The organism is Aminobacterium sp. EBM-42, assembly GCF_001896635.1.
Taxonomy (GTDB): domain Bacteria; phylum Synergistota; class Synergistia; order Synergistales; family Aminobacteriaceae; genus Aminobacterium; species Aminobacterium colombiense.
The window spans coordinates 128,551-147,266 of the sequence record NZ_MPPC01000010.1 but is presented as its reverse complement, the minus strand read 5'-3'; the positions used below and the strand labels follow the sequence as shown (position 1 = coordinate 147,266).

At 45.2% G+C, this 18,716-nt stretch carries 18 protein-coding genes; 3 read left to right on the top strand and 15 right to left on the bottom strand.

Going from position 1 to position 18,716, the window contains the following annotated elements:
• Window positions 1-16: 16 nt before the first annotated feature.
• The gene (locus BUC50_RS02735) at window positions 17-553 is read right to left on the bottom strand and encodes a cob(I)yrinic acid a,c-diamide adenosyltransferase (protein WP_013048432.1); all 537 of its coding nucleotides are present in this window, start codon (window positions 551-553) and stop codon (window positions 17-19) included.
• 90 nt (window positions 554-643) lie between these two features.
• Here BUC50_RS02735 and hypF point away from each other — a divergent pair, with 90 nt between their 5' ends.
• Window positions 644-2,944 carry a carbamoyltransferase HypF gene (hypF, locus tag BUC50_RS02730; protein ID WP_213700108.1) on the top strand — a complete coding sequence of 767 codons (2,301 nt, stop codon included), beginning with the start codon at window positions 644-646 and terminating at the stop codon, window positions 2,942-2,944.
• A 58-nt stretch (window positions 2,945-3,002) separates the two neighbouring features.
• Here hypF and glpX read toward each other — a convergent pair whose 3' ends face one another.
• From glpX to prfB, 9 genes are all read right to left on the bottom strand, one after another.
• Entirely contained in the window at window positions 3,003-4,010 is a 1,008-nt protein-coding gene (gene glpX / locus BUC50_RS02725; protein WP_013048434.1) for a class II fructose-bisphosphatase, read from the bottom strand.
• Window positions 4,011-4,027: 17 nt separating this feature from the next.
• Complete coding sequence (gene purB / locus BUC50_RS02720) at window positions 4,028-5,341, bottom strand: adenylosuccinate lyase (RefSeq protein ID WP_013048435.1); 1,314 nt, start codon at window positions 5,339-5,341, stop codon at window positions 4,028-4,030.
• A gap of 5 nt (window positions 5,342-5,346) precedes the next feature.
• Complete coding sequence (locus BUC50_RS02715) at window positions 5,347-5,871, bottom strand: DUF4416 family protein (protein ID WP_013048436.1); 525 nt, start codon at window positions 5,869-5,871, stop codon at window positions 5,347-5,349.
• Between the two features lie 14 nt (window positions 5,872-5,885).
• A complete protein-coding gene (gene ftsY / locus BUC50_RS02710; protein WP_013048437.1) occupies window positions 5,886-6,818 on the bottom strand; it encodes a signal recognition particle-docking protein FtsY in 933 nt (310 codons plus the stop codon).
• 18 nt (window positions 6,819-6,836) lie between these two features.
• Window positions 6,837-8,099 (bottom strand): PSP1 domain-containing protein, encoded by a 1,263-nt coding sequence (locus BUC50_RS02705; protein WP_286677143.1) that lies wholly within the window; start codon window positions 8,097-8,099, stop codon window positions 6,837-6,839.
• Window positions 8,077-8,847, bottom strand: a complete 771-nt coding sequence (locus tag BUC50_RS02700; protein WP_013048439.1) for a DNA polymerase III delta subunit-related protein — start codon at window positions 8,845-8,847, stop codon at window positions 8,077-8,079. The genes BUC50_RS02705 and BUC50_RS02700 overlap by 23 nt, the downstream gene beginning before the upstream one ends.
• Window positions 8,844-9,455, bottom strand: a complete 612-nt coding sequence (gene tmk / locus BUC50_RS02695; protein ID WP_013048440.1) for a dTMP kinase — start codon at window positions 9,453-9,455, stop codon at window positions 8,844-8,846. The genes BUC50_RS02700 and tmk overlap by 4 nt, the downstream gene beginning before the upstream one ends.
• A 2-nt stretch (window positions 9,456-9,457) precedes the next feature.
• On the bottom strand, window positions 9,458-11,278 hold the full coding sequence (locus BUC50_RS02690) for a SpoIVB peptidase S55 domain-containing protein (RefSeq protein ID WP_013048441.1): 1,821 nt from the start codon (window positions 11,276-11,278) through the stop codon (window positions 9,458-9,460).
• 29 nt (window positions 11,279-11,307) lie between these two features.
• Window positions 11,308-12,415 (bottom strand): peptide chain release factor 2 gene (prfB, locus tag BUC50_RS02685; RefSeq protein WP_013048442.1). Its coding sequence is split into 2 segments (ribosomal slippage): window positions 11,308-12,342 and window positions 12,344-12,415, totalling 1,107 coding nucleotides; the frame shifts between segments, so codons are not numbered across the junction.
• A gap of 228 nt (window positions 12,416-12,643) precedes the next feature.
• Between prfB and selD the strand changes: the two genes are divergently transcribed.
• Together selD and BUC50_RS02675 are read left to right on the top strand one after the other, a co-directional pair.
• Window positions 12,644-13,690, top strand: coding sequence for a selenide, water dikinase SelD (gene selD, locus BUC50_RS02680; protein ID WP_083775780.1), 1,047 nt, complete (start codon window positions 12,644-12,646; stop codon window positions 13,688-13,690).
• Between the two features lie 75 nt (window positions 13,691-13,765).
• Window positions 13,766-14,962 (top strand): MFS transporter, encoded by a 1,197-nt coding sequence (locus BUC50_RS02675; protein ID WP_013048444.1) that lies wholly within the window; start codon window positions 13,766-13,768, stop codon window positions 14,960-14,962.
• Here the strand turns inward: BUC50_RS02675 and BUC50_RS02670 are convergent.
• The 5 genes from BUC50_RS02670 to acpP all read right to left on the bottom strand — a co-directional run bounded on the left by BUC50_RS02670 (window position 14,959) and on the right by acpP (window position 18,686).
• The gene (locus BUC50_RS02670; RefSeq protein WP_013048445.1) at window positions 14,959-15,813 is read right to left on the bottom strand and encodes a hypothetical protein; all 855 of its coding nucleotides are present in this window, start codon (window positions 15,811-15,813) and stop codon (window positions 14,959-14,961) included. The genes BUC50_RS02675 and BUC50_RS02670 overlap by 4 nt on opposite strands.
• The gene (gene pyrR / locus BUC50_RS02665) at window positions 15,797-16,342 is read right to left on the bottom strand and encodes a bifunctional pyr operon transcriptional regulator/uracil phosphoribosyltransferase PyrR (RefSeq protein WP_013048446.1); all 546 of its coding nucleotides are present in this window, start codon (window positions 16,340-16,342) and stop codon (window positions 15,797-15,799) included. The genes BUC50_RS02670 and pyrR overlap by 17 nt, the downstream gene beginning before the upstream one ends.
• A 21-nt stretch (window positions 16,343-16,363) precedes the next feature.
• Window positions 16,364-17,086 (bottom strand): ribonuclease III, encoded by a 723-nt coding sequence (gene rnc, locus BUC50_RS02660; protein WP_013048447.1) that lies wholly within the window; start codon window positions 17,084-17,086, stop codon window positions 16,364-16,366.
• Window positions 17,087-17,090: 4 nt separating this feature from the next.
• The gene (fabF, locus tag BUC50_RS02655) at window positions 17,091-18,329 is read right to left on the bottom strand and encodes a beta-ketoacyl-ACP synthase II (protein WP_013048448.1); all 1,239 of its coding nucleotides are present in this window, start codon (window positions 18,327-18,329) and stop codon (window positions 17,091-17,093) included.
• A gap of 105 nt (window positions 18,330-18,434) precedes the next feature.
• Window positions 18,435-18,686 carry an acyl carrier protein gene (acpP, locus tag BUC50_RS02650; protein WP_013048449.1) on the bottom strand — a complete coding sequence of 84 codons (252 nt, stop codon included), beginning with the start codon at window positions 18,684-18,686 and terminating at the stop codon, window positions 18,435-18,437.
• Window positions 18,687-18,716: the final 30 nt, after the last annotated feature.

Genomic DNA, 18,716 nt, shown 5'->3' with positions numbered 1-18,716 from the left:
CTCCATCCCAAGCCCCTTAGTATTCAATGCCCCGTCGACCCGTTATCCCCTTCTGAAAAGGATGGCGAATTTCTTTCATTTCAGTTATCAGATCAGCGTATTCCAGCAAGGCTACTGGCGGATTCCGCCCTGTCAACACCACTTCCACGAAGGGAGGGCGCTTTTTAAGAATGTCTATAACTTGATCCAGTTCGACAAGTTCGTAGTCAAGGGCAACGTTTATTTCATCTAAAATAACAATATCAAAAAGTCCTTTTTCAATCCATTTTTTTGCCAGTTCGAGCCCTCGTTGGGCTTCTTCTATATCAAATTGCAAAGGGGAGCCCTTTTTAACAAAATCAGGGCGTCCTGTCTGAACCAATTGAATCTCTGGGAAGCGGGCTAAACTGGCAAGTTCTCCATATTGGGGCCAGCCCTTCATAAATTGAATGATCCCGACTTTCATGTTCCATCCCGCAGCTCTTATTGCTAGTCCTAGAGCAGCAGTTGTCTTCCCTTTCCCATCGCCCATATAGACCTGAACAAAACGCCTGACCACTGTATTTTTACCCATTTTGATGGCAAAGCTCCTTTATTTCATATATTTGGCCCTTGAGCCAAAGCTTTCTCTGTTTTAAAATGCCTTGAGAACGGAGGTTTGTCAATGCACAATATCTCGACTTTTCTTGTTACAGGAATAGTACAGGGAGTAGGATTTCGGCCATTTTGTGCCCGACTGGCCGAAGACATGGGGCTTGGCGGCTCAGTCAAGAACACCTCCGATGGGGTTGTCATAAAGTTGCAAGGTTCCCAAACCCAAATCGAAGCTTACCTTCAAAGACTACAAAAAGAAAAACCTGAGGCCTCCCACATATCATCTATAGACCTGCTTTTTCAGGAGGACAGTTGTGAAGAAAAGGGAAACTTTGTTATAGAAAAAAGTCTGCGTCTTGAACATCAACGGGTGCTTATACCTCCTGATATCGCTACCTGCAATGATTGTCTCAGAGAAATGAGAGACCCATCAAACAGGCGGTATCGGTATCCCTTTATCAATTGCACTAACTGTGGGCCCCGATACACCATCATAGAAGATCTACCTTATGACAGACCATCTACCACCATGAGATCTTTTGCTATGTGCCCTCAATGTCATTTTGAGTATACTCGGTCATCTGATCGAAGATATCACGCACAACCTAACGCCTGTTTCGATTGCGGCCCCTCTCTCTACCTCATTGATAAAAACGGCAGGGTCGCGGCCGAGGGTGAAGAGGCCCTTCAGATCTGCTGCTCACGGTTAAAAAAAGGGGAAACAGCTGCCATTAAAGGGCTAGGAGGGTTCCATCTCGCCTGTGACCCTTTCAATAGTGAGGCTACGCAAAAGCTGAGGCGACGTAAAAACAGAAAAGACAAACCCTTCGCTTTAATGGTTTCAGATCTTGCTCGGGCCAAACAACTTGTCTATCTGACAGGGACAGCAGAAAAACTTCTTACATCCTCAAAACGACCAATTGTTTTGTGCCCCGCCAAGAGAAATAGCGGTCTGTCTCCATTGGTGGCCCCTGGACAGAATGCCCTTGGCATCATGTTGCCCTACACACCCCTTCACCATTTGTTGCTAGAGCACTTCGATGCCCTTATTATGACAAGCGCCAACATGAGTGACGCCCCCATTATTTCTGATAACAACGAAGCCCAGGCGTCCCTTTCTGACCTCGCTGACTTTTTCCTTATGCACAATCGGGATATCCACATGGCCATCGATGATTCTGTCATTGCATCCCAGGGGCAAGAGTACATAGTGCTGCGCCGGGCTAGAGGATTTGTTCCTATCCCCCTTGCATCTCTTCATAAGGGACCAGTAATAATTGCTGCAGGGGCGGAGATGAAATCCACATTTACACTGACCCAGGATAACACCATCTTCCCAGGACAATATCTAGGCGATCTCAAACAGATAGGGACAATAGTCTATTATAAAAAGGCATTAGAGCATTTTCTTAAGCTTTATAATTTGCACCCAGAATATCTTGTCTACGATCTTCACCCCCAATATATTTCTGGTCCACTCGCCCGAAAGGTGATAAAAAGACCCTTTAATGCAACTCTTGGAGTACAGCATCACCATGCCCATATGGCAGCATGCCTTCTTGAAAATCGCAGGGAAGAACCGACTATAGGAGCAATCTTTGATGGCACCGGGTATGGAGATGACGGAACGATATGGGGTGGAGAATTTTTAGTGGCAGATATGAAATCCTATGAGCGTAAGGGCTCACTGCTGCCTTGCCCACTTCCAGGGGGAGAAAAGGCTGTGCTTGAACCGTGGAGATACGGCCTGGCTCTTTTAACATTAACCCTGGGAAATGAAGAGGCAATAGCGCTTTCTGGTCAAATTTGGCCTGAAAAGAAGAGTCTGCTACCGAGTCAGCTCGCTATAATGAATGCTTCCCCTATAACCACTTCTTGCGGACGTTTCTTTGACGGTGTATCCGCTCTATTGGGTTTCTGCACCGACATTTCCTACGATGGACAGGCGGCAATGGAGCTCGAAGGACATGCGAAAGGAGAATCTATTGCTCCCTTTGAAATTCTGGAAAAGGACGATTTTTTGTCTTTGGACTGGCGTCCCGCATTGAAATGGATGGTAGAAAACCGCCAACACCATAGAAAGGAATCCCTTGCAGCCGCATTCCATGGAGGGCTTGCTCTTGGCACGGCTAACCTGTGTTTGCGCATCTCTGAGCGAACCGGGATAAAACACGTAGCCCTATCAGGCGGAGTGTGGCAGAACAGGAGGCTCCTGGTTCTGACTCTTTCCTATCTTCGCAGAAGGGGACTTCTCCCACTTACCCATCATCTGCTTTCTCCAAACGATGAGAACGTTTCTGTGGGACAAGCGGCCATAGGCATGGCCCACTGGGCAGTGCCAGGTCTTGAATATGTGCAGAGTGGGCAATAAAAAGGAGCTGCTTCGTCAGAAACAGCCCCTTTACAGTTTCATTCAAAATAAATGTTTCTTATTGATGGTTAGCCTCATATTCAGGTGCATAGTCTATGCCACTGATAGTACATAGTTTTTTAGGGTGATGAATGGCCTCTACATATCGCACAGTACCGCTTTTCGAGCGCATTACCATAGAGAAGGTACGAATGCGACGCCCTTCATAACGAACCCCCTTCAAGAAATCACCGTCTGTAACGCCAGTGGCAGCAAAGAAGACATTGTCTCCTTTAACGAGGTCGTCTAGGGTAAGCACAGCATCAAGATCAAGCCCCATGGCCCTGCTCTCTTCAGCTTCCTTCTCATCCCTTACCCAAAGTTTGCACTGCATATTACCCCCAAGACATTTAATGGCACAAGCAGTAATAACAGCCTCCGGAGAGCCTCCTATCCCTACGAGAAGGTCTGCGCCACCCTCTTCCTTGCAAGTCAAAAGAGCTCCTGCCACATCTCCATCCGGAATCAGCTTTATACGTGCCCCTATTTGGCGTATGCGGCTTTTTATCTCATCGTGACGGGGTCGATCTAGAACAACAACTGTTACGTCTCCAACAGATTTAGCTTTCTTTTTAGCTACCCTCTTAATATTCTCTTCGATGGGAGCCTCTATATCTATGACTCCGGCCGCATCGGGACCGGTAGCTAGTTTGTTCATGTAAAAAATATTCCGGGGATCATACATGGTTCCTTTTTCAGAAAGGGCCACTACGCTAATTGCACCAGGAAGCCCCATGGCCGTTAGGCGGGTGCCATCTATGGGATCAACGGCAATATCCACTTCGGGGGAAACCCCGGAACCCAGGCGTTCGCCATTGAAAAGCATGGGAGCCTCGTCTTTTTCTCCCTCTCCTATGACTACGGTCCCATCCATAGCTATCGTATTCAGCATATAGCGCATAGCTGTAACGGCAGCCCCATCAGCTTCGTTCTTATCTCCCCTGCCCATCCAACGGCCGGCAGCCATAGCAGCAGCCTCTGTTCCTCGCACCAGTTCAAGAGCCAGATTTCGTTCTGGAATCGCCATAATTTATCCTCCTAATCTTATTCTTGAATCTGAGACGGTTCAGTAAATCTTGAAAAGACCTCATCTACAGCACTCAAATAGTAGTCAATGTGGAATAGGCTATCAAGTTCTTCCCTTAAAATATATTGATTAACTCTATTGTCAGCCCATAGAAGGTCTGCAAAGGTTCCTTCTCCGCGCCAGCATTTCATAGCATTTTCCTGTACCACTGCGTAAGCTTCTTCCCGAGCCAGCCCAAACTTTTCAACAAGTTCAAGCAAAACCCTCTGACTAAAAACAAGCCCCTTCATCTTTTTAAGGTTGGCCATCATATTTTCAGGTTCTACGTCAAGGCCTTCCACAATCTGGGACATTTTCTGCAGCATATAAGTAATGAGATGGAAGGCATCCGGCCAGATTATCCTCTCTACGGAAGAATGACTGATATCCCTTTCATGCCAGAGAGCCACATTCTCCATGGCAGCTGCGGCGTATCCCCTCAACAAACGGGCCATTCCCGTAAGCCTTTCGCAAAGGATCGGGTTTCTTTTATGGGGCATGGCTGAAGAACCTTTTTGCTTTTTGCCAAAAGGTTCGAGAGCTTCAAGAACTTCTGTCCGTTGAAGGTGACGAACCTCCACGGCCATGCGTTCAATAGCTGCGCCAAGAAGGGCCAGAGCATTCATGACATGAGCATGTCGATCCCGCTGAAGAATCTGGGTTGATATCGCCGCAGGCTGAAGATCAAGAATTTCGCAGACACGCCTTTCTATGCGGGTGGGGCAATGGGCATAAGTACCTACGGCACCAGAAATCTTACCGTAGCTGATCTGCTCCCTGGCTTGTCCCAGACGTTGTTTGTCTCGAAGCAGTTCATAATACCAATTTAAAAGTTTCAATCCAAAGGTCATGGGTTCAGCGTGAATTCCGTGGGTTCGCCCAACACAGGGGGTATATTTGTGTTCAACCGCGCGTTTCCATATGAAAGAAAGAAGTCTGTCTACCTCTATTATGACAACGTCAAGTGATTCTTTAAGCAATAATGATGAAGCTGTATCAAGCACATCACTGCTAGTGAGGCCTAAATGAATGAAACGGCCGCAGGGGCCAACTTTTTCTGCCACCGCTGAAACAAAGGCGATCATGTCATGATGAACCTGATTTTCTATCTCGTAAATCCTCTCTATATCGAAATCTGCTTTTTTTTCAATTTCTTCCAGGGCTTCCCGAGGAATGAGCCCATCTTCCGTCCAGGCTTTACATACAGCCAGTTCTACCTGGAGCCACGTTTTATATTTGTTATCATCAGACCAAATTTTTTTCATCAATGGAGTTTCATATCTATCAATCATGAACGTTATCTCCTCTCCGACATTTCCTTAGACCAGATATCCCTGGCTTTCAACAGAAAAGCATCATAACGCCCACTGGCAAAATCAGGGAACGTATAATCAAAGGGAACCCACCGCTTAAAGCGGTATCTCATTGTGACCTCTGCAAAAATCCCATCAGAAATATAAATACGATGGGCATGGTCCTTAGTGGAAGCCAGCACAAGCCTAGCTCCATTGACATACCCCGGATCAATATTCACAGTTCGTATGGTTCGGTTTTCAAATGCCTTGCTGCTCTCTTCTTCAATAGAACAGCTCTCTTTTTTCCATCGGACAATATCTCCTCCGTGGCGAAGTCCCTTAAAAGAAAGAAACTGCCGATAGAGAGTTGGAGCTATGTCATGGTAATAATTTGTAAGATCAAAAGGAACAGGTTCACTCTCTGCGTCAATCTCGCCCCAAACCGCAGTAACTTTTTCTATTACCCATTCTCGCCATCTCTCGTCAGGGTACAGAACTCCCGTGATCAATTTCACTGGATAAAACATACAGAGGACTCCTTTTATACGTTATTTCCGTTATTTTCAAGCAACGCCCGCACAAATTCCTGGGGTTCAAACAGCCTCAGATCATCCACACTTTCGCCAAGACCTATATATCTGATCGGCAAAGCAAGACGGTGGGCTATGGCAAGGATGACGCCACCTTTTGCAGTGTTGTCATATTTCGACAAAATCACTCCATTCAGGCTGAGAGCCTTATGGAATGATTCGGCCTGGGCAAATCCATTCTGCCCCATAACGGCATCAAGCACTAGAAGGTTTTCCATAGAATCCCGCCCCACTTCGCGCTCAATAACACGGACAATCTTTGTAAGTTCCTCCATCAGATTATGTTTTGAATGAAGCCTTCCTGCTGTATCGATAATCAAAACATCCGCTCCAGAAGCCCGAGCTGCCTGAAGGGCATCATAAGCGACTGCGGCAGAATCGCTTCCCTGCTGCTGGGCAATAACGCGGCTTCCCGTACGCTCACCCCATATTTTCAGTTGATCGATAGCAGCAGCTCTAAAGGTATCGGCTGCGCCTAAAATAACCTTTTTACCCTGTCGATGGAACTGTTCCGCTAATTTTGCAGCAGTAGTAGTCTTACCACTGCCATTCACTCCCACGAGCACGATGACTTTAGGTGATTTGTCAAGGACAATTTCCTTGCCCATTCCATCAACAGCTACAAGGCGTTCTGTCACTAAGTCGATAAAATACGCTATTAGCTGGTCAGGCGTTTTCAGGCCTTCCCGCTTCACAGTTTTTTGAAGCTCTTCGATCAATTCTTCTGTAAGATCAATACCTACGTCGCCAGATATAAGAATTTCTTCTAGGCTGTCCCAAAATTCTTCATCTATTGTGGAGCCTGAAAAAAGTGAAACCAACCCGCCGCTCCAACGATTTTTTACCTCTTTCAGGCTATCTTTTAATTTACTCCAAAGAAACATTCGCTCCACCTCACACCACTAATCGTCTTTAGACGTATCTGTTTTTTCCGGCCTTTTTTTTCTCAAGGGCCGTTTGTTTCGGGGACGGCTCCGTTCTTCTCCCGAACGGGTTATTTTGTTTCGGGGGTTTTTTTCTTTTTTCCCCTCCGCCCCACCACTCCCAGACTGTGGTTTCTTTTTGCGTTTCCGTTTCTTTTTATTTCTGGCATTATTTTCTTCTTTTCCTCTATGCCTTTCTTTTTTCTCTTTTATATTTTCGTCCTCTTCCTGAACATCTGCAGGTTTAAAGGCTTCTGCATCTGTAAGGACTGTCGCTGCCAAACGTTCTTCTTCTATATCATGATTGAATGCAACGAGCACTCCCTCTTCTGGTAAAAGGGAAGGGGTTTCGAGAATAGACGATTCCCAGTTTTCACCCTTCATGACCGTTTCCTTGAAGTTTTCAAAGTCTTTTACAGATACTAGTACTTCAGTCCCTTCGGGAGTCCTTGCTCGAAAAGCGCTATGGGCCAGGTCGACGCCAAGTATAATATAAACACCTTGAGGAGCTTTAATCTTCGCTCCAGGATTGGGAAGATCCTTCCAAAGACACCCGTACATCTGATGTTCATAGGCCATACAACACATGAGCCGCCCACAAACGCCAGATATTTTGGTGGGGTTAAGGGCAAGATTTTGCTCTTTTACCATTTTTATACAAATGGGATCAAATTTATGCAGCCAATATCCGCAACAACATTCTCTTCCGCATGGCCCCAGGCCGCGCACAGTTTTAGCTTCATCACGAACTCCAATTTGGCGAAGTTCTATCCGCGTTTTAAATTCCCGAGCAAGGTCACGAACATAGGCCCTGAAATCCACCCTCTGTTCTGATGTGAAATAGAAAAAAAGTTTTTTGCGGTCTAATAAATATTCAACATCTACCAACTTCATAGATAGGTCATGCTGGGAAAGAAGCTCTCTCGCCTTAACAAGAATAGCTTCCTCTTCTTCCCGCTGAGTTTGTGCCATCTCTTCATCCTCTTCCGTCGCAGTGCGTACAAAAGAGATATTTTGCAACATAGGTTCCCCACCCTTGGGCTGTCCATCGCAGAGATCCTCGCAACATGTATTTCGATAGCGGTCCTCCTGCTCTTCAGAAATTGGGCCGCCCACAATAGCCAGTTCTATCCCTCTCATTGTTTCAGCAACAATTTTTTCCCCTTTTTCCAGGGTGAAGGCTGTGTCTTCTATGTTTACTAAACCTAGGTATCTTGGTTTACCAAAGATTGTCAAATACATGTTCAAACGCAAAACCCTCCTTGAGTGATAATAATATAAGATCAAGCACCATCCCCTGTGGAAGTTTGCGGCTTTCACATATGAGACGTAACCTATCGACCCGGGCAGCAAGAGAGGCTTGTCCCTCTTCAATGGCCCATGTTTCCCAACAATGAAGTTGTTTCTCCAACTCTTCTATAGTCATAGTTTCCCCACTTTCAAGCCATTTTTTCCAGCTTCTCTCTGCTGATGGAATTTCTTCTGGCTCAAAGCGTTCTTCATGAGCTAAAGCGAGATTCCAGCATCGGCTCTTTAGTGTTGGTAAAAATTTGTCATTTTCCAAAAGGAAAAGAATAACTCCGTGTTCTGGCGGTTCTTCAACTATTTTCAACATGCTATTGGCAGCTGGAAGTAATAGAGTGTCCGCTGACTGAATAACTACAAGCCGACAAGAGGCAACCACCGGATAAAGAGAAAGTTCTACTGCTATCTCCCTGCACTCGCTGATGGTAGGCGCCTTTTCTAAGGAACCCGAAAGGACGAGATCAGGGTGGGTTTTCTCGTGCCAGGAACAGCACGAGAGACACTGTCCGCATGCATTCTTCTTTTCACATAGGAGAAGCCGGGCAATATCAATTGCTATCTTTTCATGATACTGCTTAGGCGCTGACAGCGCCAAGCTCTGTGGAAACCGATTTCCCTCCAAAGCTTTTTTCAGTTCAGACCACATTAGGCTTGATGTCACGAAACATGTTTCTTTTTCGTTCATTTCGATAGATGGACCTCCACAACTTTCCATATCTGTGCCGATACTTCCTCGGTTGGCTGCGAACCGTCTATTCGCACTATCCTATGGGGGAAACGCTTTGAAAGCTCTTTATATCCTTCACAAACCCTGTTAAGGAACCCGTCTGTTTCGGACTCTATGCGATCAAAATGCCCCCTTGTGGTTTTTATCCTGTTTATTGCCACGGGAAGGGGCGTGTCTATCCATAATGTAAGATCAGGTTCGGGGAAAGAACACCATGCGAAAAGGTCTTCTACTTTCTCTTCCGGCAAGCCTCTTCCCCAGATCTGGTAGGCTCGAGTGGAGTCGGTATAACGCTCACATAAAACAATCTGGCCGCACGAAAGGGCTGGAGATATAACCTGACTCACATGTTCACAGCGATCAATTACAAAAAGGAACAGCTCGCTTAGTTCGTGGCGTAGATCCTTCTCCAAAAGAAGTGTTCGCACAAAATCTCCATGAACCCATCCTCCCGGCTCACGAGTCCAGAGCACAGGCTCCTTTTTCTTCTGTTGCAACTGTTCTTTTAAAAAGGCTGCCTGGGTGCTTTTGCCGCAACCGTCAATCCCCTCAAGGGTTATAAACATCGTTATTTCCTTTCCTTGGCATCATTTTCTTGTGGTTCTACCTGTATTATTTCACGAAGGAGGCCTTCCACCACATAATCTGTTTTAAAGATGCGCAATGTCCCCTCGTCAAGCCTTCTTTCCTTGGTCTGACTCAAAAGCTCACGATCTTCTTTTGTTGGCCCCGGCTTCGCTCCATCATCAGGAACTTTATCATAGTTCAGTTCTAATATAACCTCATTGTTAGTTTCAAGAGCGTTAATTTCTTTCAGCATCTGGTCAAAATTATCAATAGACTTCCACCCCTGGACAATAGCCTCTTCTTCAAGGGGCATGATTCCACCGCCACGCACCGCGACCTCAACTGATCCGGCAGCATTTTGGGGCACCATCAGTTCAAATTTCTTTTTTGTCTGTTCTCCCCGGTAGGGACGCAATGTTATTTCCACAGGAACCTTTTCACCTGGGAGAAAGGTTTCACCTTCAACTTCCAGGCCCTCAATATATATAACGTTGGGTTTTTGTGTTATCTCCACAGCGAGGTGAAAGCCCAGCGGATAGACCTCCTTATAAGGATTCAGGGAGATCGCTTTCATTATTTCTCTAATCTCGCTAAGAGCTTCATCGCCAATATCTTTGTCTGAAAAGAACATGTTACTTCGAGTCCACCCTTTTGGGAGGCCAAACCCCTCTATCTGCAGAGAAATCCTTGCCGTCCCTTCTCCAATTCTTCCCCATAGGCGGTCAATCAAGCCCGTAAAAAGGGTTGATGTCATATCAGAGTTCACAAAGGGATCTGATACGATATGGAACCGCTTTAAGTCTCTCTGGTTTCGATCAATATCCCTAAAACGAAAGGAGGCATCCACAGATGGAGTAAAGTAACCTACTTGGCCACCAACAGCCTCTGCTCGATCCTGAGTCACCGTTCCTATAATTCGCGAGAAGCTGCCCACTTTAAATGGACTTTCCAAACTCGGGATGACATTATGTACCTGAACTTTTGTGGCAGGGAAGGCTACAACGCCTTTCTGTAGAAAAGGATGCCCGAAAGCTAAAAAACGCCCCTTTTCATCAATGGATGTTACAGTACCAATAGTTCCAACTGTTACGTCACCCCATGCCAGAAGAACCCCTACCGCCTCCCCTGGGACCAACTGACTGCTGTAGTCTACCAGTTGTCCCTCGCCATTTAATCCTCCGGCAAGGACTGCCTTTCCTCCCAGAAAGGTCCCAAGACGATCTGCTGTCCTCTGGCTGACTCCACCAACTTGAAGGGGAGCTGCTTTTTTGATCAACCCTGTAATCTCATTTTCCTTTTCATCCTCTTTTTCTTGTTCCAGTTCAAGTTCATGTTCTTCCGGAGGAAAAACCGATAGTTGTGGAAGTTTCTGTCTTTCATCTGGCCATTCCCAAATAGACATCATATCTTCTATAGGGGTTACGTACCCAATATCATGCTCGCTAAAATTAAAACCGTATCCTATTGCTCCTATGAGTTTTTTATTGATATAAACAGGGCTTCCGCTCATCCCTGCCGCAATGCCCCCTGTCTTTTTTATAATATCACCGCCAGCACGTACCATAATCAAATGGCGCGGCCTGCTTTCAAGCTGGGGGACTACGCTTATTATCTCTATGGGAAAGGATACTACATCTTCACCTTGAATAACGGTCAAAGCTTCCCCTTTCATTCCCGGCTTGATCTCACTGAGAGGAAGAATTGGTACAGATGAAGCAAAAGAAACTGAAGAGGCAAAACCTGTTTCTATTAATATTGTGAGTAAAATTAAAATGGAAACAATGCCAACGGAAACTTTGCTTCGTACATAACGTTCTATCAAGACTATCCTCCTCCTAACCACTCTATTCGCTATTTGCTGCCAAGTTTCTTCCAACGCAAGTAGGCCATTATGAAGTCGTCAATATCTCCATCTAGCACGGCCTGCACATTCCCCGTTTCCTCTCCAGTCCTGTGATCTTTGACGAGGGTATAGGGGTGAAGGACATATGAACGGATCTGACTCCCCCAGCTTATTTCTTTTTTCTCTCCTATAATGGTATCCATTTCGTTTCTTCGCTCTTCAATGGCCCTCTCATAGAGCTTGCTCTTCAGAACCTGCATTGCCACAGCTTTATTCATATGCTGAGAACGCTCATTCTGGCAGCTTACCACAATACCGGAGGGGAAATGGGTTATACGAACTGCTGAGTCAGTCATGTTGACATGCTGGCCGCCAGCTCCGCTTGATCGGTAGGTATCGATCCGCAAGTCTTCAGTCCGTATCTCTATGTCTTCATCTTCAGGAAGTTCAGGAACAATATCCACAGAAGCAAAACTCGTATGACGTCTCCCCGCTGAATCAAAGGGCGAAATCCTGACGAGACGATGAACACCCTTTTCAGACTTTAAATACCCATAGGCATAGCTACCTTCAACAAGTAATGTAACGTTGCTAATTCCGCCTTCTGAATCTTTGATCAAGTCGAGTACCTTTACACGAAAGTCATTCTGTTCCATCCATCGCGCATACATCCTATAAAGCATTTCTGCCCAATCCTGGGAATCCAGACCGCCTGATCCTGCATGGACAGACACAATAGCATTGCCCTGGTCATAATCTTCACTCAGAAGCTCAATAAGCTGCTGGCGTTCTATTTCTTTTTTAAGGGAAAATGCTTTCTGCTCAAAATCCTTTTGAAGCTCTCTGTCTTCTTCTTCCTTAAGCATCTCTTCTATGATTTCAAGATCCTCATAGTCTTCGGCTATCTTCTTCCAGGAATCAAGTTTGTCCTGATAGCGAGCCAATTCCTGTGTTACTTTCCTTGCCTCATCACTTCCCCAGAAATCCGGTTTTAAAGTCTTTTCTTCCAGTTCTTGTATTTTTATCTCCAAAATGGGCAGGTCAAAGACTTTCCTGCAGTTCATCTTTTAAGGAACGCAGTTCCTCCAATACTGTAGAGTTTGGAATTGTTGCCATAATTCCAAATGCCCCCTTTACAAAATGCTGTATAATTTTCTTCAAGCATTTTATTATAACATTCTGATTGAGCTGTAATTGCTTTTATTCCAAAGAATTGTAAAGATAAAACATACTAAATATCCACCATATAAAGTGCACCTTTTAATAGAGGTGCCTCTTTAAGAAAGCTATGTCTTTTTGTTATAATTATTATTGCGTTTAAACATCAAAGGAGGCCTTCGCGCTATGCGATTAACAGAACTCTCTAAAACAAGTGGCTGAGCAGCCAAAATAGGTCCGGCGGACCTGGAAAAGATTTTGCGGGATCTCCCTCCCGTAAAAGATGACCGTATTATTTCGACATGGGCATCAGGAGAAGATGCGGCTCTTTGGATCATTGATCAGAAGCGTCTTGGCATATTGACCCTGGATTTTATAACACCTATTGTGGATAACCCAAGAAAATGGGGGGAAATCGCTGCGTGCAACTCCATAAGCGATGTTTTCGCCATGGGTGGACGTCCGATAGTGGCCCTAAATATCGTGGGCTTCCCTGTTAAAAAACTTGATATAGAGGTATTGCGGCAAGTTCTGGAAGGCGGCTACGCAAAAGTCAGGGAAGCAGGGGCTTTTCTAGTAGGAGGCCATAGTGTAGAAGACGATGAACCTAAATATGGCCTTGCGGTGTATGGAGAAGTGTCCAGAGATCATCCATGGCAAGTTATAGGATCCATGCCAGAAGACGCCCTAATACTGACAAAGCCGGTAGGGACAGGCGTTATAGCTACTGGAATCAAAGCGGACATGATCGAAGATCCTATGGGACCAGAGGAAGCCATACGCTGGATGACAACACTGAACAATGTTCCCCTTGTTCTTCCGCAGCACCTTCTTGATGAGGTTCATGCCTGTACAGATGTAACAGGTTTTGGCCTAATAGGTCATGCCCTTGATATGCTTTCAACCAAAGAACTGAATCTATGTCTCGGCCTTCATAATGTTCCTCTTCTTCCCGGGGTCATAGAGCTGGCAGAGAGCGGGCTCGTACCTGCAGGAACGTATAACAACAGAATCCAGTACGAGAATAGTGTTGTCGAAATTGAAACTTTGCAGGAAGAAAGGGTCGACATGCTTTATGATGCCCAGACATCAGGCGGATTGCTTCTCTCCGTTCACAAAGATCATGTGCCGGCGGTGATAGCCGCTTTAAAAGAAGCTGGTTTCGAAAAAACTGAATGTATCGGTTATTTCAAGAAAGGGCAGGGACAGATTGAAATTGTCCATAACGTTTAGTAATATAAGACTATAGCATGACTTTTAATTAAACTCCCTCATTAAAATGAGGGAGTTTCAAAGGGGCTCTACTCTATGCGCAAAACTTTATCATCTCATCATAGCTACATTTTATTGACTCTTTCCTTGGCGCTTTTCTGTGCAATGCTCGGAGTTGGAGTTATCAGCCCTATTTTGCCGATTTACGCATCAAAGCTTGGTGCAAGCGGAATCCTCATGGGGTTAATATTCGGAACTTTCCCTTTTGCAAGAACTGGGGGAATGATACTAAGCAGTGAACTTGCAGAACGTTTTGATAGAAAACGTTTGCTAAGTGCCGGTTTGCTAGTCTATTCACTAGCATCTTTGGCTTATATTCATGCGGAAACAACTGAATCCCTTATTACGATCCGTTTTTTCCACGGACTTGGCTCCGCCTTTGTCGTTCCTATTGCTATGGCTATAGGTGCGGATATTGCGGAAAAGGGTAAAGAGGGAGTCTTTTTCGGCACCTTGCAGGGAGCGCATTTTCTGGGGATTGGTTTTGGTCCCCTTATCAGTGGTGTCCTTACAGACCATTTCGGGTGGCATGTTCCTTTTTACTTTATGACAGCTCTCACTGCTTTAGCTCTAGTTATGGTTATCAAAAAACTCCCCGTAGAGCTGACTGCCAAACCTTCTTCCAGCGGCCAAATGCTTTCTTCTATTGGTGGAATGATAAGGAACTCTGCCCTTCGTACATGTTTTTATTACCAATTCTGCTTTGCCATGTGTCGGGGCACAATGCTCATGGCCATTCCCCTTATGGCGGCCGGTTTGTCCCTATCCTTCTCACAAATAGGAATAATATTATCTCTGAACTCTCTTACAACTGGTGTACTGCAAAGATATTTCGGGAAACTCGCAGACAAGATATCCCGGTATAACCTGATCATCATAGGGGGTATCATTTCGGGGATAGTTTTTATGATCATTCCTTTTTTCAATACTTTCATAGGACTCACAGTGGCAAGTGTAATTTTCGGCGTAGGACATGCTCTTTCGTCGCCATCCCTTGCAGCTATCGCTGCAGAAAACAGTTTCATGTTTGGCAGCGGCAGGACCATGGGTGTATTTAACATTTTCTTTAGTCTCGGCTTGATGACCGGCCCAGTTCTCAATGGTTTTGTAGTTCAATCAACTCTTTCTCTCAGTCCCTTCCATGTGTTAGCTGTTTTTATTTTTTCAGCCACAATTCCCTTCCTCTTTCTTATAAAAAAGAAAGAAGTATCTACTGTGGAAAACGTTGATTAACTTCCACCCGAGGAAGCCGCGTTCCAAATCGCCAAGTATTGATCGTACAGAGAAAGAATAATATCTTGTCCAATATCAGGATATTCCAATAGGACAACACCAAGGCTTTTACTCTCTAAAAGCACTTTATGAATAGAGACCGGGCTTTTCATATCAAATAGCACCGGGACGTTGTTCTTTCGGCATTCCTCGATTTTTTGTTTAAGGCCATCCAGAGAGTCTCCTTTGGCCCACTCCTTCCAAAGCTCATCCTCTGGATGAAGAATCTCGCATTGCGCTGCACGTAAAAACTCAACGAAGCCCTTGGAGAGGTTGAAAACCTTTTTCCCTTTTAGCAACTGCCGTCCAAGAAGGACAGTACTCTCAAGACGCCCTTGGAACTCGGCCAGCCGACGTTGATAGAAAAAGTAATGTTCATGATCAAGACTCGAAAAAATGTTCATAATCCTTTGTGCTATAAAAGGGAGGACTGATGGGTCTGTAAAATATGTGTCCGCCTCTTCGTAAGAAAAAGGCAGATGTGTATATAGAACAAAAAGATTCTTCTGAGATGACTGGATGCCATATTTCAGTGCCTCATCATAATCTAAAGCAATAAAATGGCTGCCAGCGGGAACTTTTTTTATAGAAAGCTTATTTATTCCACCATCTTCTGCCCATTGGCCTAATGGCTTAACATTGATGAAAACACCTCCCATAAAATTAGCAACTACAGAAAGCCATGGAGAAGTTATCCATACGTCCATGGCAAAGACTTCGGAAGAAAAGGAAAACAGACAGAAGAGCAACAGCAAAAATCTTGCCGCACCCTTTCGAAACCGAGAAATTCCTGGGTTAGCTTTCTTTTTCACAGATAACCACGTCATTCTTGCCATCTATTTCTTCTACACGTACTTCCACTATTTCGTTGGAAGATGTGGGAACCTTTTTGCCGCAATAATCAGGCTGGATTGGAAGCTCCCTATGCCCACGATCAATAAGGACAGCCAGCTGAACAACTGATGGGCGCCCTAAATCCATAAGGGCGTCGAGGGCAGCGCGGACTGTTCGTCCCGTGTAGATCACATCATCCACTAAAACCACTTTTGCTCCGTTCACATCGAAGGGAATAGACGTGCTTTGAACAACCGGCTGTTCATGAAGGAGGGTGAGGTCATCCCTGTAAAGCGTTATGTCAAGTTCGCCAGCAGGTATTTTTACCTTTTCCTGTTTTTTAAACAAATTCTGGAGATGCTTGGCCAAAAAAACGCCGCGTCTTTGAATACCTACTAAAGCTATATTCTCTGTTCCTCTGTTTTTTTCAATAATTTCATTGACGATTCGTTTGAAAACCCTTTCCATATCGTCGCTGTTCATAATTATTGCTTTTTCCCTGAGCATTTCCAAGGCCCTCCATAATGGTTATTTTTTACACCCCAAACCTACCTGTTTCAACGCTCGCTGCGCCGCTAGAGTTTCCGCTACTTTAATAGAATGCCCCTGGCCGCTCCCGTAAAGCTGCCCATCTATTTTAAGCTGAACTGTAAAAATCGGCATGTGAGGGGGGCCTTCTGTTGAAATAACCACATAACAGGGCTGCCCTAAACCTCTTTTTTGTGTTTCTTCCTGTATGAGAGATTTTGGGTCGCTATTCTTGTCATAAGCGTTAATGTTCGATTGGAAAAAAAGATATCTCCGCACAACGTTTTGGGCTGCCGCAAATCCGCCATCTGAAAAAACTGCACCTAATACAGCTTCAGACGTATCAGCAATTATAGACGCACTCGCTCCTTGCTGTTCTAGGCCCTTTCCCAAACGGATGATCTGTGGCAACCCTATGGATTTTCCCCATACTGATAATGCATTTTTGCAAACAAGATTTGAACGGTATCGAGTGAGGGTACCCTCGTCAACATCAGGATATCCGTTAAAAAGATTAGCTGAAACAATTAATTCAAGAACAGCGTCTCCCAAAAACTCTAAACGCTCGTTATGAAAATGGAGGCCCTTTTCATGTGCATAAGAAGCATGGGTTAGGGCCTCCTGGAGAATTTCCTTTTTTGAAAAAAGGTACCCTAACCGTTCCTGGAAGGAGGCAAGCTCTCGTTGCCACCATTGCTCCCTCTCTGATAAGCTCCCTTTCAAAATTTTACCCCTCGAATTTCTGGATTGCTACAACTGCGTTATGCCCGCCAAAACCAAAGCTATTAACGAGAAGACGGGCGACATCTTTAGAAACGGCCTCTGTCCCCACAACATTAATAGCGCACTCTGGATCTGGAGTTTCATAGTTTCTTGTTGGATGAATAACTCCCTCTGCAATTGTCTGGATTGCGGCTATGGTTTCAAGGGCTCCTGCTGCTCCCAAACAGTGTCCTATCATAGATTTTGTTGAGTTAACGTGAACTTTCGGCGTATGGTCGCCAAAAACAGTATTTATTGCCATGGCTTCCATTTTATCATTGAGCTCTGTCGATGTCCCATGGGCATTGATATAGTCTACATCTTCAGGAAGCCATTTTGCCTGACGCATGGCCTGGCGCATAGCTCTTACAGCTCCATCACCCTGGGGGTCTGGCGCCGTTATGTGGCTCGCATCGCATGTAGAGCCATATCCCACTATCTCGCCATAGATCGTAGCTCCTCTTTTTTTGGCATGCTCGAGCTCTTCTAAAACAAGAACCCCTGCCCCTTCTCCCATAACGAACCCGTCACGATCCTTATCAAAAGGACGAGATGCGCGTTCTGGTTCGTCATTTCGAGTAGAGAGAGCTTTCATTGCCGCAAAACCAGCTATGCTTATGGAACGAAGGGCTGCTTCTGTCCCTCCAGCTAGAATAATGTCAGCATCATCACGCAATATGGAGTAATATGCTTCGCCAATGCTATTCGTTCCAGTGGCACAAGCTGTAACAACACACATATTGGGGCCCTTGGCACCATATCTGATAGCCACATAGGCCGTTGACATATTACTGATCATCATAGGGATAAAGAAGGGACTTACCCGTCTTGGTCCTTTTTCAATAAGGGTCTGAAAGTTGTTAAATGTGGTTTCAATACCCCCCTGACCTGTTCCAATATAAACTCCGAATCTATTCGAATCCAGGCTCGTTACATCCAGATGGGCATCCTCAACTGCAAGATCTGCAGCAGCAACGGCAAAATGAATTACCCGATCCGATCGTTTTGCCTCTTTTTTGTCAAGCCAAAGTGTTGGGTCAAAATCTTTTATCTCGGCGCCAAAGGTTACCGGGAGATCACTGGCATCAAATGTGGAAAAAGGTAAAACTCCGTTTTTCCCTTCTTTAAGAGCCTGCCAAAAGTTTTCCCTACCATTCGCGATTGGGCTGACAAGACCAAGCCCTGTGATAACTACCCTTCTCAAATTATGTCACTCCTCACCGTTCAGGGATAGGGCGTTTCATTGTTTTGGAAGGCCGGAGGATGTTAAAATCTTTCCCCTCCGGCCTTTACGATGCATTTATTGTGTTTATTCTTCCACTCCAAGCTTATCGAGGGTATACTTCATAGCTTCCCCTACGGAAGTGAGCTTTTCTGCATCCTCATCAGGAATCTCGATGTCAAACTCTTCCTCTATACCCATAATGAGCTCAACAATGTCAAGAGAATCTGCCCCAAGATCTTCTACAAAGGATGCCTCAGGGACGATCTGGCTTTCTTCTACGTCTAGTCTATCGATGATTATTTCTTTCAGATGGGCAATTACTTCGTCTTTCTTCATTCTCTTTCACCCCCTTCCAAACTCTTAATT

What these genes read in the sequence shown, in the direction of transcription:
- purB (WP_013048435.1), bottom strand. Translation starts at nt 5,341, where the DNA reads ATGATTGATAGATATGAAACTCCATTGATGAAAAAAATTTGGTCTGAT.
- BUC50_RS02735 (WP_013048432.1), bottom strand. Translation starts at nt 553, where the DNA reads ATGGGTAAAAATACAGTGGTCAGGCGTTTTGTTCAGGTCTATATGGGC.
- acpP (WP_013048449.1), bottom strand. Translation starts at nt 18,686, where the DNA reads ATGAAGAAAGACGAAGTAATTGCCCATCTGAAAGAAATAATCATCGAT.
- pyrR (WP_013048446.1), bottom strand. Translation starts at nt 16,342, where the DNA reads ATGCTCAGGGAAAAAGCAATAATTATGAACAGCGACGATATGGAAAGG.
- ftsY (WP_013048437.1), bottom strand. Translation starts at nt 6,818, where the DNA reads ATGTTTCTTTGGAGTAAATTAAAAGATAGCCTGAAAGAGGTAAAAAAT.
- BUC50_RS02715 (WP_013048436.1), bottom strand. Translation starts at nt 5,871, where the DNA reads ATGTTTTATCCAGTGAAATTGATCACGGGAGTTCTGTACCCTGACGAG.
- hypF (WP_213700108.1), top strand. Translation starts at nt 644, where the DNA reads ATGCACAATATCTCGACTTTTCTTGTTACAGGAATAGTACAGGGAGTA.
- glpX (WP_013048434.1), bottom strand. Translation starts at nt 4,010, where the DNA reads ATGGCGATTCCAGAACGAAATCTGGCTCTTGAACTGGTGCGAGGAACA.
- tmk (WP_013048440.1), bottom strand. Translation starts at nt 9,455, where the DNA reads ATGTTTATAACCCTTGAGGGGATTGACGGTTGCGGCAAAAGCACCCAG.
- BUC50_RS02705 (WP_286677143.1), bottom strand. Translation starts at nt 8,099, where the DNA reads ATGTATTTGACAATCTTTGGTAAACCAAGATACCTAGGTTTAGTAAAC.
- BUC50_RS02675 (WP_013048444.1), top strand. Translation starts at nt 13,766, where the DNA reads ATGCGCAAAACTTTATCATCTCATCATAGCTACATTTTATTGACTCTT.
- BUC50_RS02700 (WP_013048439.1), bottom strand. Translation starts at nt 8,847, where the DNA reads ATGAACGAAAAAGAAACATGTTTCGTGACATCAAGCCTAATGTGGTCT.